Annotated in this window: 5 protein-coding genes; all 5 read left to right on the forward strand. The window is 55.3% G+C overall.

All coding sequences use genetic code 11. From position 1 onward, the window contains the following. Window positions 1–210: 210 nt before the first annotated feature. The 5 genes from rpoB (at window position 211) to JD108_RS01310 (ending at window position 14,027) form a co-directional block, all read left to right on the forward strand. Window positions 211–3,750: a DNA-directed RNA polymerase subunit beta gene (gene rpoB, locus JD108_RS01290; RefSeq protein ID WP_198828238.1), complete on the forward strand. Its 3,540-nt coding sequence runs from the start codon at window positions 211–213 to the stop codon at window positions 3,748–3,750. A gap of 29 nt (window positions 3,751–3,779) precedes the next feature. After that, a complete protein-coding gene (rpoC, locus tag JD108_RS01295) occupies window positions 3,780–7,430 on the forward strand; it encodes a DNA-directed RNA polymerase subunit beta' (RefSeq protein ID WP_198828239.1) in 3,651 nt (1,216 codons plus the stop codon). 124 nt (window positions 7,431–7,554) lie between these two features. After that, entirely contained in the window at window positions 7,555–10,617 is a 3,063-nt protein-coding gene (locus JD108_RS01300) for an AAA domain-containing protein (protein ID WP_198828240.1), read from the forward strand. Next, window positions 10,608–12,023 (forward strand): phospholipase D-like domain-containing protein, encoded by a 1,416-nt coding sequence (locus JD108_RS01305; protein ID WP_198828241.1) that lies wholly within the window; start codon window positions 10,608–10,610, stop codon window positions 12,021–12,023. Before JD108_RS01300 ends, JD108_RS01305 begins: the two co-directional genes overlap by 10 nt. A 6-nt stretch (window positions 12,024–12,029) precedes the next feature. Continuing rightward, window positions 12,030–14,027 carry a hypothetical protein gene (locus JD108_RS01310; protein WP_198828242.1) on the forward strand — a complete coding sequence of 666 codons (1,998 nt, stop codon included), beginning with the start codon at window positions 12,030–12,032 and terminating at the stop codon, window positions 14,025–14,027. Window positions 14,028–14,036 lie beyond the last annotated feature (9 nt).

Genomic DNA, 14,036 nt, shown 5'->3' on the forward strand with positions numbered 1-14,036 from the left:
GCCAGAACTCATTTTCTTCTTTTTTATACAAAGGAGGAATGATGGTGTAAAAACATGGGAATTCTTATAAAATAGATTTCCTCTGGGTTAAAAATGGTGATACTGCTTTAACCCATTTTTATTTTTGCGCACCAAGGTATTCGTTGCCGTCAAGGCAGGCCGAATGCCCAGTTTTTTATGTGTGAAAACACAACCTGAGGGGTGAATAAGTTGGCAGGTAAAGTAGTTCAAAGTGGCCGACACCGCCAGCGTCGTACGTATTCGCGTATTAACGAAGTGCTGGGCCTTCCAAATCTGATCGAGATTCAGCAAAAGTCGTACCAGTGGTTCCTGGATGAAGGATTGCGTGAAATGTTCCAAGACATTTCGCCGATTCAGGACTTCACGGGCAATCTTGTGCTGGAGTTTATCGATTACAGCTTGGGCGAGCCCAAGTATGACGTGGACGAGTCGAAAGAACGTGACGTCACCTATGCAGCGCCACTGCGCGTGAAAGTCCGTTTGCTGAACAAAGAGACGGGCGAAGTGAAGGAACAAGAAGTCTTCATGGGGGATTTCCCGCTCATGACTGAAACGGGAACCTTCATTATTAATGGGGCTGAGCGTGTCATTGTCAGCCAGCTTGTTCGTTCCCCCAGTGTCTATTACAACACCAAGGTGGACAAAAACGGGAAGCAGGCGTTTACTGCTACCGTGATTCCAAACCGCGGCGCGTGGCTGGAGCTGGAGACAGATGCGAAGGATGTCATCTACGTCCGCATCGACCGTACCCGGAAAATCCCGGTAACGGTGCTGCTTCGTGCGCTCGGCTTTGGTTCTGACATCGAGATTCTCAACCTCCTGGGCGAGGATGAGTATATCAAGAATACGCTGGAAAAAGACAATACCGACTCTACGGAAAAGGCGCTGATCGAGATCTATGAGCGCCTGCGTCCGGGTGAGCCGCCGACGGTAGAGAACGCGAAAAGCCTCTTGATTTCCCGTTTCTTCGATCCGAAGCGGTACGATCTGGCTTCCGTAGGGCGTTATAAAATGAACAAGAAGCTTCACCTGAAAAACCGCCTCTACAATCAGCGTCTGGCTGAGACGCTGGTAGATCCGAGCACAGGTGAAATCATTGCAGAAGCAGGCCAAATGATCGATCGCCGCATGCTGGACCGCATTCTTCCCCTGCTGGAAGACCGCGTGGGCTTCGTAGACGTCCGCACGCATGGCGGCGTTCTCGAAGAAGATTCGATTCGCTTGCAATCCATCAACATTTTCTCTCCGCTTGATGACGGCAAAGTGATCAAGATCATCGGAAACGGAAATGTGGATAAATCCGTGAAACATATCACGCCTGCCGATATCGTGGCAGCGATCAACTACTTTATGAACCTCCTGCACGGCGTAGGTTCTACGGATGATATCGATCATCTGGGCAACCGCCGTCTGCGTTCGGTAGGGGAGCTCTTGCAGAACCAGTTCCGCATCGGTCTCTCCCGTATGGAGCGCGTGGTTCGCGAGCGCATGTCCATTCAGGACCAGAACCAGATCACGCCGCAAGCGCTGATCAACATCCGTCCGGTCATCGCAGCGATCAAGGAGTTCTTTGGAAGCTCCCAGCTCTCCCAGTTCATGGACCAGACCAACCCGCTGGCTGAGCTGACGCATAAGCGCCGTCTCTCCGCGCTGGGTCCCGGCGGTCTGACTCGTGAGCGCGCGGGCTTTGAAGTGCGCGACGTTCACCACTCCCACTATGGCCGGATGTGTCCGATTGAGACGCCGGAGGGTCCGAACATCGGTCTGATCAACTCGCTCTCTTCTTTTGCGAGAATCAACGATTATGGCTTTATCGAAACACCCAGACGGAAAGTAGATCCGGAGACAGGCTATGTGCTGAATGAGATCGTCTATCTGACTGCGGATGAGGAAGACGTATTTAACGTCGCTCAGGCAAATCAGCCTTTGGATGAGAATGGCCGTTTCTTGAATGACATGGTTATTTGCCGACGCAAGGGCGACATCCTGAGCGTTCCTCGCGACAAGGTCGATTATATGGACGTATCTCCGAAACAAGTTGTCTCCGTGGCAACCGCACTTATTCCGTTCCTTGAGAACGACGACGCCAACCGCGCACTGATGGGTTCCAACATGCAGCGGCAGGCCGTTCCGCTCCTGATTCCGCAAGCTCCGTTTGTGGGTACGGGCATGGAGCATAAGGCTGCACAGGATTCCGGCGTGGCGATTGTAGCCAAGCATCCGGGCCAGGTAGAGCGTGTGACTGCACGCGAAATCTGGGTGCGCCGCTACAAAGAGATCGACGGCAAGAAAGTGGCCGGCGATATCGACAAGTATAAGCTGCACAAATTTATCCGTTCCAACCAGGGCACCTGCGTCAACCAGCGTCCGATCGTTCAAAAAGGCGACTGGGTAGAGAAGGGTGACATCATCGGTGACGGTCCGTCCACGGAAAAGGGCGAACTGGCGCTGGGCCGCAACGTCATCGTTGCGTTTATGACCTGGGAAGGCTACAACTACGAGGACGCCATCCTGCTCAGTGAAAAACTGGTGAAGGACGACGTGTATACCTCGATTCATATCGAAGAATACGAATCCGAAGCCCGCGACACCAAGCTGGGACCGGAAGAGATCACGCGCGACATTCCGAACGTCGGCGAGGATGCACTGAAGAATCTGGACGAGCGCGGAATCGTGCGCGTCGGTGCCGAGATTCAAGACGGCGATATCCTCGTGGGCAAAGTAACGCCAAAAGGGGTTACCGAGCTGACGGCGGAAGAGCGCCTGCTCCATGCCATCTTTGGTGAAAAAGCGCGCGAGGTTCGCGACACCTCTCTCCGCGTGCCGCACGGCGGTTCCGGTATTGTCGTGGACGTCAAAGTATTTACCCGCGAGAACGGCGATGAGCTGCCTCCGGGCGTCAACCAGCTGGTACGTGTCTACATCGCCCAAAAACGGAAAATCTCCGTGGGTGACAAGATGGCCGGCCGCCACGGTAACAAAGGGGTTATCGCGCGGATCATGCCAGAGGAAGACATGCCGTTCCTGCCGGATGGCTCTCCTGTAGAGATCGTGCTCAACCCGCTGGGCGTTCCGTCCCGGATGAATATCGGTCAGGTACTGGAGACGCACCTCGGCATGGCGGCCAAAATGCTGGGCATCCACGTAGCGACGCCTGTATTCGACGGTGCACGCCAGGAGGATGTATTCGAGACGCTGGAAGAAGCCGGTCTCGACCGCGATGGAAAAACGATTCTGTACGATGGCCGCACAGGTGAACCGTTTGACCGCCGTGTAACGGTGGGCTGCGTGTACATGCTGAAGCTGGCTCACTTGGTAGACGACAAGATTCACGCCCGTTCCACGGGTCCATACTCGCTCGTTACGCAGCAGCCGCTGGGCGGTAAAGCGCAGTTCGGCGGACAGCGTTTCGGGGAGATGGAGGTATGGGCGCTGGAAGCATACGGTGCCGCCTACACCCTGCAAGAGATTCTTACTGTCAAGTCGGACGACGTCGTCGGTCGCGTGAAGACCTACGAAGCGATCGTCAAAGGGGAAAACGTGCCGGAGCCAGGTGTTCCTGAGTCCTTCAAGGTTCTCATCAAGGAACTGCAAAGCTTGGGTATGGACGTGAAAATCCTGTCCGAAGACGAGCAGGAAATTGAAATGCGCGAAATGGAAGAAGAGGACGAAGGCAACAGCGAAAAGCTGAACCTCGTACTTGAAGGCGGAAGCTTGGACGAAGAGTAAGATTCCGGTACAAAGGGAGGTAACGCCCTGTGATAGACGTGAACAACTTCGAATATATGAAGATCGGCCTGGCTTCCCCGGACAAGATTCGCTCTTGGTCTTTCGGGGAAGTGAAAAAGCCGGAAACGATCAACTACCGCACATTGAAGCCGGAAAAGGACGGTTTGTTCTGCGAACGCATCTTCGGTCCGACCAAGGACTGGGAGTGCCATTGCGGAAAATACAAGCGCGTTCGCTACAAAGGCGTTGTGTGTGACCGATGCGGCGTGGAAGTCACCCGCGCCAAAGTACGCCGTGAGCGGATGGGGCATATCGAGCTGGCTGCCCCGGTCTCTCACATCTGGTACTTCAAAGGCATCCCGAGCCGCATGGGTCTGGTGCTGGACATGTCTCCGCGCTCCTTGGAGGAAGTCATCTACTTTGCATCCTACGTGGTAACCGATCCGGGCGATACGCCGCTGGATAAAAAGCAGTTGCTGTCGGAAAAAGAGTACCGCAACTACCGTGAAAAATACGGCCACTCTTTCCAAGCGATGATGGGGGCAGAGGCGATCAAGCGCCTGCTGCAGGAAATCGATCTGGAAAAAGAAGTGGAAACGCTGAAGGAAGACCTGAAAACAGCACAAGGCCAACGCCGCAACCGTGCGATCAAGCGCCTGGAAGTGCTGGAGGCATTCCGCAACTCCGGCAACCGTCCGGACTGGATGGTGCTGGACGTGTTGCCGGTGATTCCGCCGGAACTGCGTCCGATGGTACAGCTGGACGGGGGCCGCTTTGCCACCTCCGACCTGAACGACCTGTACCGCCGGGTGATCAACCGGAACAACCGTCTGAAGCGCCTTCTGGAGCTGGGCGCACCAGACATTATCGTGCAGAACGAGAAGCGCATGCTGCAGGAAGCAGTAGACGCCTTGATTGATAACGGTCGCCGCGGCCGTCCGGTTACAGGTCCGGGCAACCGTCCGCTGAAATCCCTCAGCCATATGCTCAAAGGGAAACAGGGACGCTTCCGTCAGAACCTGCTCGGGAAGCGCGTCGACTACTCCGGCCGTTCCGTTATCGTCGTCGGACCGAACCTGAAGATGTACCAGTGCGGTCTGCCGAAAGAAATGGCGCTGGAGCTGTTCAAGCCATTCGTGATGAAAGAACTGGTGGCCAAAGGTCTCGCGCACAACATCAAGAGCGCGAAGCGCAAGGTAGAGCGCGTCCAGCCTGAGGTGTGGGATGTACTTGAAGACGTCATCCGCGAACACCCGGTGCTGTTGAACCGCGCCCCCACCCTGCACCGTCTGGGGATCCAGGCGTTCGAACCGGTACTGGTCGAAGGCCGCGCCATCCGTCTGCATCCGCTGGTATGTACGGCGTACAACGCCGACTTCGACGGTGACCAGATGGCCGTGCACGTGCCGCTGTCCGCAGAGGCGCAGGCGGAAGCCCGTATCCTGATGCTGGCGGCGCAAAACATCTTGAACCCGAAAGACGGCAAGCCGGTCGTCACGCCTTCCCAGGACATGGTGCTCGGTTCGTACTACCTGACCCTGGAGCGCGAAGGCGACATTGGCGAGGGTACCGTCTACCGCGATTCGCATGATGCGATCGCCGCGTACCAAAACGGTTATATCAGCCTGCATACCCGGATTGCATTGCCGACGAAGGAACTGAATAAAACCAGCTTTACCGAAGAGCAGCGCAATGCGCTTCTGGTAACGACGCCCGGGAAGCTCATTTTTAACGAAATCTTCCCGCCGGAGCTACCGTATATCAACGTTCCGACCAAGAGCAATCTGCAAAAAGGCGTACCAGACGAATACTTCATTTTCGATAAAGGCGTAAACGTAAAAGAGTTTATCGCCAAGCTGCCAGACCAGGGCGCAGTGAAAAAGGGCTTCCTGGGAACGATCATCTCCGAGTGCTTCCGCCGTTTTGGCACGATGGAAACCTCGAAGATTCTGGACAAAATCAAAGAACTCGGCTTCATGTACTCGACCAAAGCCGGTATTACTATCGCGGTGGCCGACATCGTCGTGCCGGAGGAGAAGAAAGCCATTCTCGACGAAGCGGATCAAAAGGTCCAAACCGTTATGGCGCAGTATCGCCGTGGTCTGATTACGGAAGACGAGCGCTATGACCGAGTGATTTCGATCTGGTCCAAAGCGAAGGATGAAGTAACGGAAGTTCTGATGAAGTCCATGGATAAGTTCAACGCGATCTACATGATGGCCAACTCCGGTGCGCGTGGTAACGTTTCGCAGATCACGCAGCTCGCCGGTATGCGCGGTCTGATGGCGAACCCGTCCGGACGAATCATCGAGCTGCCGATTAAATCCAACTTCCGTGAAGGTCTGACCGTACTCGAGTACTTTATCTCGACGCACGGTGCGCGGAAAGGTTTGGCGGATACGGCGCTGCGTACAGCCGACTCGGGTTATCTGACTCGCCGTCTGGTAGACGTAGCCCAAGATGTCATCGTTCGCGAAATCGACTGCGGTACGGATAAAGGCATCCGCGTAACGGCGATCAAGGATGGTAAGGAAGAGATCGAAAAGCTGGTTGACCGCCTGATTGGCCGCACCTGCTTCGAGACGCTCCGTCATCCGGAGACCGGCGAAGTCATCGTCGGCCGCAATGAAGAAATTACCGAAGAAATTGCCGAAGTCATTGAGAAGGCCGGCATTACCGAAGTGTATATCCGCAACGTACTCGCTTGCCGCACCAGCCATGGCGTGTGCAAACGCTGCTACGGCCGCAACCTGGCGACAGGCGACGAGGTGGAAATCGGCGAAGCAGTCGGTATCATCGCCGCTCAGTCCATCGGGGAGCCGGGTACACAGCTGACGATGCGTACCTTCCATACCGGTGGGGTTGCGGGAGACGATATTACCCAAGGTTTGCCGCGTATTCAAGAGCTGTTTGAAGCGCGCAATCCGAAAGGGCAAGCCGTTATCTCCGAAATCGACGGGGAAGTCGTGGACATCCGCGAAGGCAAGGACCGCCGCGAGATCGAAGTGCGCGGCGAAGCAGAGAACAAGGTGTACGCCGTACCGTACGGCTCCCGCATCAAGGTCTCTGTCGGAACCAAGCTGAGTGCCGGTGACGAGCTGACCGAGGGTTCTGTTGACCCGAAAGAAATGCTCAAGGTCCGCGGCCAGCGCGGCGTATCCAACTACATCCTGCAGGAAGTACAAAAAGTGTACCGGATGCAAGGGGTAGAAATTAACGACAAGCACGTCGAGGTCATGATCCGTCAGATGCTGCGCAAGCTGAGAGTCATCGACAGCGGCGAAACCGATCTCCTGCCAGGCTCTTATGTCGAAGTGCATGAGTTTGAGCAAGCCAATGCCAAAGCCTTTATGGAAGGCAAAAGCCCGGCGGTGGGCCGTCCTGTTCTTCTGGGGATCACAAAAGCATCCCTGGAAACAGACTCCTTCCTCTCGGCCGCATCCTTCCAGGAGACGACGCGTGTCCTGACCGATGCCGCGATCAAAGGCAAGGTAGACCGCCTGCTCGGCCTGAAAGAGAACGTCATTATCGGGAAGCTGGTTCCAGCCGGTACCGGTATGTCCCGCTACCGCAACATCAAAGTTCAGTCGCGTGCTGAATACGAAGAGAACAGGGAAGCCGAAGGTGCTGTGCGCGTCGGTGAAGACGAAGGCGCAGTCCGTGTAGGAACCCCCTCCTAACCCGTTTTGAAAGGAACGTACCCTCCTTGAGCATCGTCTCGGGAGGGTATTTTCTTTTCCATTTCTTTCTGTGATAATGTAAAGCGAAACATAGTAGGGAGACTATCGTCATAGGAGAACTGGCATGCAGAAGACAGGTTGGCTGCAAACATGCAAAGTCATCAGAATTCATCGACAAATTCCGCGATTTATGGAAGCGGAGGTACTCCACCATGAGAGCGGCAAACGACTGCTGGTGTACCAGTTTGCTTTGGACCCAAGCCAGGATTATCAAACAGCCTGGAATGATTTCTATATGAATATAGACTGGATGCAGCAACTGGACAGTTGCGGCTATGCCCCGTTGTACGCGTACGGCGAAGAAAGAGACGACGCGGCGGGGACTCACTTTTTTTATGTCGCGATGGAATGGAACCGGGAGTACGTGTCATGGGCGGAAGCATTTTCTGGTGGCCGTGCCCAAGCGTTTGACACGGCCTACAAGAAGTGGATGGACCTTTTGCAGGCGGTAAGCGAGCTTCATCACCTGCACCTCTACTCCGGGGGATTAAACAGGGAAAATGTCTACATATACACGGGCAGAGAAGGGCATTCGCCGTTCTTTTTGCCGGCATTTTTATTGTGGAGGTTTGAGCAGACGTTTTTGCTTGCCTCCGAACCGGGCGAGTCAATTTACGGCCCCGGCACGACACGTTCGTATCGCCAGCCTGCCGACGATGCCTTGTTTTTGGCAGATTTGCTCTTTTCACTGCTCTTTCCTGGCCGGGAGAGACCTGCCGATGACATGGATATCATCCAGCTCCAGAGCGAGTGCGATCCGATTTTGTTTCAGGTGCTGTATGCGCTCGTTTCGTTTTCCAAAGACCATTCGCTGCGCGGAATTCAACAGCTGGCAGCGCAATATTTTTCCGAACGCATCGACGGAATGCTGGTGACGGTCGGATGGGATCAGGAGAGGTCCAGCTTTTTCGAGGCCGCCGGCCGCGCCGCCTGGCAGGAGACGTTTCGGGAGGATACCGCAAGCCGGGTCTACCTGCTATCGAGGTACGACAAGCGGCTCGGAGTGCCTGTGCTGCAGGTGCTCGGGACGAGGTATCGATGGGAACTGCTGCTGGCCGGGACAACCAACCCGGCTGATTATGTGATGCATCGCTGCGAAGAAGTGAGCATGATCCGGATGGAGTCATGGAAACGGATGGCAAAGCCAAGCGTCCTTCAGTGGCGTTTTCACGAAGCCAAGGGAGAAGGCGAGGCCCTCTTCCAAACCGTCAAGAAAGAGACGGCGTTCCGGCGCGATCAATCCCGGCAAAAATCCCAGGCATGGGACAAGTTTCAGCGTTGGGAAGAGATTTTGAAATTGCAGCTTGCTCTCCTGCAGGAAGAACAACGCTTTGCCTACTCTTCATGGGAGGCGACAGAGGATGCCACGCAGCTGGTGATTACGCTGATGACCGAGGTGCCGCCGGAGTTGGGCTGGGAGGAAGGAACAGAAATCATGCTCTCCGATGGAAGCCACGAATACCTGGCGGGTACGTTTATCCGCCAATCCGGGCGAGAGCTGTACGTCCATTTGGCGAGAGACGTAAACAGGGAGGCGCTCCCTTCCTACGGGGATTGCTATCCGTATGTCAAGAGCGCTCAGATTCAACTCGCCCGCCAGCGTCAAGTGCTGCAGCAGTTTCGGACAGGCACCAACGTTCGGCAAAAGGTGAGGGAGCAGATCCTGGACCCGCAAAAAGCGGCAACCAAACCGGCTGCTCAGCAGCATTTTTTCCAGCGGCTGAATCGCGATCAGGAAAGCGCTCTGCAGGCGGCGCTCGGGGCAGACGCCCTCTTTTTACTTCAAGGCCCTCCAGGGACGGGGAAGACCACCTGGATTACGGAATTGATTCTGCAAATTTTTCGCCAAAATCCTGCCTCGCGAATCCTGCTCGCTTCCCAGTCCAATGTGGCGATTGATCATGCGTTTACACGCGTGATCCAGTTAATGGACCGGCACGCAGGGCTTTTTTCAGCACGTCCGCGCACGGTGCGGGTCGGAAATGACAAGATGAGTGAAGACGTGCGCCCCTGGAGCTTGGACAGCGGCGTGATGGCGTGGATCGAACAGGTCGAGCAGCAGGTGAATGAAAATATTTGGACGTTTATTCAAAATGAGTACGATGCGGATCGGTATAACCGGCTCATGAGCATTTTTTATGACTGGAAAAACGTCTTGCAGCAAAATGAGTCCGTCAAGCCTTTATTCTTGTCCCAGTCCCCTTTGCTTGTAGGGGCTACCTGCATGGGCTCTTTTCCCTTTGGCAAATGGGGACAGCGGTTTGACTGGGTGATCATTGACGAGGCGGGGAGAGCGACACCGCCCGAAACCTTGATCCCGGCCAGCCTGGGGAAACGGGTGGTTTTGGTAGGGGATCATAAGCAGCTTCCGCCCGTCATCGACAAAGCGGCCGAGAAAATAGCCAGTGCACAGGATGACCGAAAAATGATGGAGACTAGCTTGTTTGAGGAGCTGTTCGCACGGGTATCGGATACAAATCGGGCGACGCTCTCCATCCAGTACAGGATGCACCCCGCGATTTCGGATCTGGTATCCCGCCTCTTCTACGAAGACACGCCGCTTCTTGGGGAAAAGGGCGAGGACCAGATGGCGATATCAGAGCAAAGCAATCCGGTCTTGACCTGGCTCAATACGGATGGTCAACCGGAAGCCGACGAAGAGCGGCAGGGAACCTCTTATGGAAACAAGGCGGAAGTGAGGATGGTCTCTGCGCTCCTGCAGCAGCTGGACCGGCAGGAGGCGGGCACAACGGCCAAAAAGTCGGTGGCGGTCATCACCGGGTACGCGGTGCAGAAGAACTGGATTCGCAACGCTCTCAGCGGTCTGAGTCTGCGTCATCTGGAGGTAGAGGTGGACTCGGTCGATGCGTTTCAGGGAAGAGAAGCGGATCTCGTCATTTACAGCCTCGTCCGGAACAACAGGGAGCAAAAAGTCGGCTTTTTGCAAGAGGAGCGAAGGATGAATGTCACTTTGTCCCGAGCCCGGGAAAAGCTCTTTATCGTTGGCAGTGCCTCGATGGCCAAGCGGTTGCGCCCGGACAGCATTATCCGAATCGTATACGAGCAAATGGCGGCTCACCCGATGGGGTATGTCCTGGACGGAACGGAGGCGGAAGGATGGATTTGATACAGCTGGCCAAAAGACAAGAGGATTCCATCCCCGGTGCCCGTCTGATCTGTTTCTTTGAAAAGTGGTTTCCCGTCTACCAGATCGAGTTGCGTTTACGTGTGCAAGATCCCGGGGAAGTACAGATTATATCCTGGTTTTTGCTCAGACTGATCGATGAAGGCATTTATCAACTCGACCAGATGGCCATGTTTCTGGGAATTCCCCAGCAGACAGCGCAATCCGGTCTTCGGGAGCTGGAGATGCTGGGGTATATCGTCGTCGTTCCCACCTTGACCAGCCGACTTTATAAGCTGACCGATCGGGGACGCGGCGTTTTGGAGGAAAATCGTATTGTCAAACAGCGGGAGGAGCATTTTACCGTAAAGCTGGATGCGACGACCGGGGCTGTGCACCACTACTTTTCCGTGGATACGGTTTCTCCGGGCAAACGGCTGTTTGGAGACGATGAAGTGATTCGCCCCTATCTTCCGTTTCCTTCTTCACTGGCGGATGTGGCGCATCGGTTGCCTGACATTCGCCGGGTCTATAAAGAATTCAGGCTGACAAAAGTAGGCGAGTCCGGACAAGTGACATTGGACGAGATCGTCGAGGTGGATGCGGTCAGCACGCATTACCGGAAACTTCGCCTGCTGGTTTTTCTGACAGATGACCAGACCTACCGCTTTCAGGTATTTGATCGGGATCAACTGCTGCCGGAATACGAGGAGCCGCTCCTGCGGATGGCAGAGGCGGGAATGGACATCTGGCAGATGGAGGAACAACCGCATGGACTTTTTAAAGAGGACGAATCTGCAGCGTCCCTCACTTTCCCGCAGATGCCGGAACCATTGAGTGGAACCGACAGCCATGAAGCCATTCTGCCCACCGGCCACCATCAGCAGGTACGTCAGGAAGACGGACGTTCTCCCGTTGGAGCAGCTGCTCCCCGGGAAGTGGAGGTGACTCCCCTGACAACGACCGACCACTTTGCGGTCATGCAGCAATCCTTTGCGTTAGGGCGTGAGCGGGTCATCATTATCTCGCCCTGGGTGGCGAAAGCGGTCGTGAGAGAGCTTTTGCCTGATATGGAAGCATTTTTGCAGCGAAAGGGAGAGCTGTGGATCGGTTACGGCTACACGAATGAAGATGAGCGGCGTCGGAAGCAGACCGAAGACGCGATCGCCTATCTGAAGAAACAGTTGCCCTATGCCACCTTTTTTCCGGTGCTGCTGGGCAATACGCACCAGAAGATCCTCATCTGCGACAGTGATTACGTCGTGGTCGGCAGCTATAACTGGCTCTCTTTCCGGGGGGACCGCAAACGCGGGTTTGTCGCGGAGACCAGCGTGATGATCCGCAATCGGGAAGTGGTCCAGCAATACGCAAAAATGGTGCAGCGCCAATTGAATCAAGGGAGGGGATGATCTCAAATGACTCCAAAAAGAATGACACAGAAAGTGGTCGACCACTTCAAAACGCTGCAGCTCAACCAGCTTTCGCGCATTACTGTTGAATTGAAGGAAGAAAGCAAAGGGTTGATTCGGGTATGCGAGGAAAACAAAGTGTCGCCCCTGGATCTCGTGGAGTGGCTGCTGATCCCGCCGACCGGCGAAGAGAGGGAAACCCTTTCTTGCCGGGAAGAAACGCTGAGCAAGCATCAGGTAACGTGGGACGTGCTTCTGTATGATCGCATCATTCCCTCCGTCGTGCTGTCGCAGTCTTATTCTTCGCAGCTGCTGGCAGAGGGCCTGTGCAGAGTGTCCATGTATCATGAGGGACGCTTGCAGATGTTTGTCGACCGTCTGCGGAGGTGGGAATCATGGATTCTTCAGTATGCCGGGGAATGGATGCGGATACGGCAAATCAGATCAGCGCTGGAGATGAATGACGATGAGGACGGGGAAGCGGCCAAGGCGCTCGCTCCCAAAAAGATAGACGACTGGTACAAGCGCATGAAAACCGAGCCGTTCCGGCCTCGTGAGGAGGGAGCAGACCATGGGCAGCAGCATACCATGACGATACTGGACGAGCTTCGCCAATTGCGGCGGACGGCTGCCAAACCGGGCAAGATCATGGAGTATGTCCATCACCAGGTGTCCGGTCTGGCGCTGCCGGAGGATCTTCGGGATGACCACGCCTTGCAATGGCTGTTGGCGATAGTCCAAAAAAACAGCGGAGAGCTGACGACGCACATGCGAAATCTCCTGCGAATCAAGCATGTGCTTGATCCTGTGGAACCGATTCTGCCCTGCCTGGAGCAATGGAGCCCCGGTCTGATGGAGAAAATGCGGGAAGATCTGATCAAGTTTGACCAGTACCGGACGACCCTGGCGGCGTTCCGCGAGCGCATTCCCCTGGAGAACCACGCCGACCCGCTCCTGTTTATCCGGACCTGTCAGCAAGTGGCAGGGGCGCAGCCGGTCTTTTCCTATCTGATGCAGGATGCCAGCCCCTCGTCTGTCCGCAGCATGGCTCTCGCGCAGTTGTCCGGCTACTCGGTCAGGGAATGGCTGCTGGAGACAGCCGATACTCCCGCTCGCACAGAGCAGCTGTATGGCCTGCTGCGCCATTGGTGGGAACAGTCCGACCAGTGGGAAGATGTCATTTCTTCCTTTGCAAAGGAATGGAATGAGAATGCAGCAGGTGTATCCGAGCAACAAGCGTTATTGGCAGGGAAGCAAAAGGAATGGCTGCTGTTATGGACGCCCCAGAGGTTGGAAAGACGACTGCGGAGGGACGCGGTACCGCTCTCGGAGTGGCATGCTGCGCTTCTCGGATTTTTGCGGGAGGATTGGGCCAAAGACAGGGAGCAGGACGGGCGCCTGTGCGAAGCATACACACAGTATTTTGAATACCTGTACCAGCATCGGACCGGGAAAGAGCTTTTGCAGGAGTGTATGGTCAAAGATTTTTCCCTGCTGCAAAGATATGTGCATCATGGCGGCAAGGATAGACACATCATGGGCTGGGTCGGGCGAGAGCAGGTGCAGCGTCTGCTTGTCGGCTACCTGACCTTTCAGCTGCAAGAAGGCAAGGACCTGGATTTCGAACGCCTGACTGAACTGGGGCCCTTTCTGACAGGAGAGAATTTGGACACGATCATTCGCGAAGCATTGCTTGCCGGACTTGCGCCACATCGGTTGGCTCAGCTTGCAGAGAGCTGGGATTATGAATGGATTGGCTGGAACGAGCGGGCAGAGCCTCTTTCCAGCGACGAGTTGGAGCGAATCGTCGTGGAGCATCCGGAGTGGGTGGAATATGAAACCGAGCTGCCTCTGATGAACGGATTAACCCTGTCCTATCAGCTTGTGAGTCCCGGCATCAAGGAAAAATACTCGACCCGCCTCCTGTCTCGGGCCGTGATTCGGGCCGAGATACAGAACGAGGATGTGCTCCAGCAGATGTTCCAGGAACTCAAAATGATATAACGGGAAGAG

Origin of the sequence: Brevibacillus composti (assembly GCF_016406105.1) — a bacterium.
GTDB lineage: Bacteria > Bacillota > Bacilli > Brevibacillales > Brevibacillaceae > Brevibacillus > Brevibacillus composti.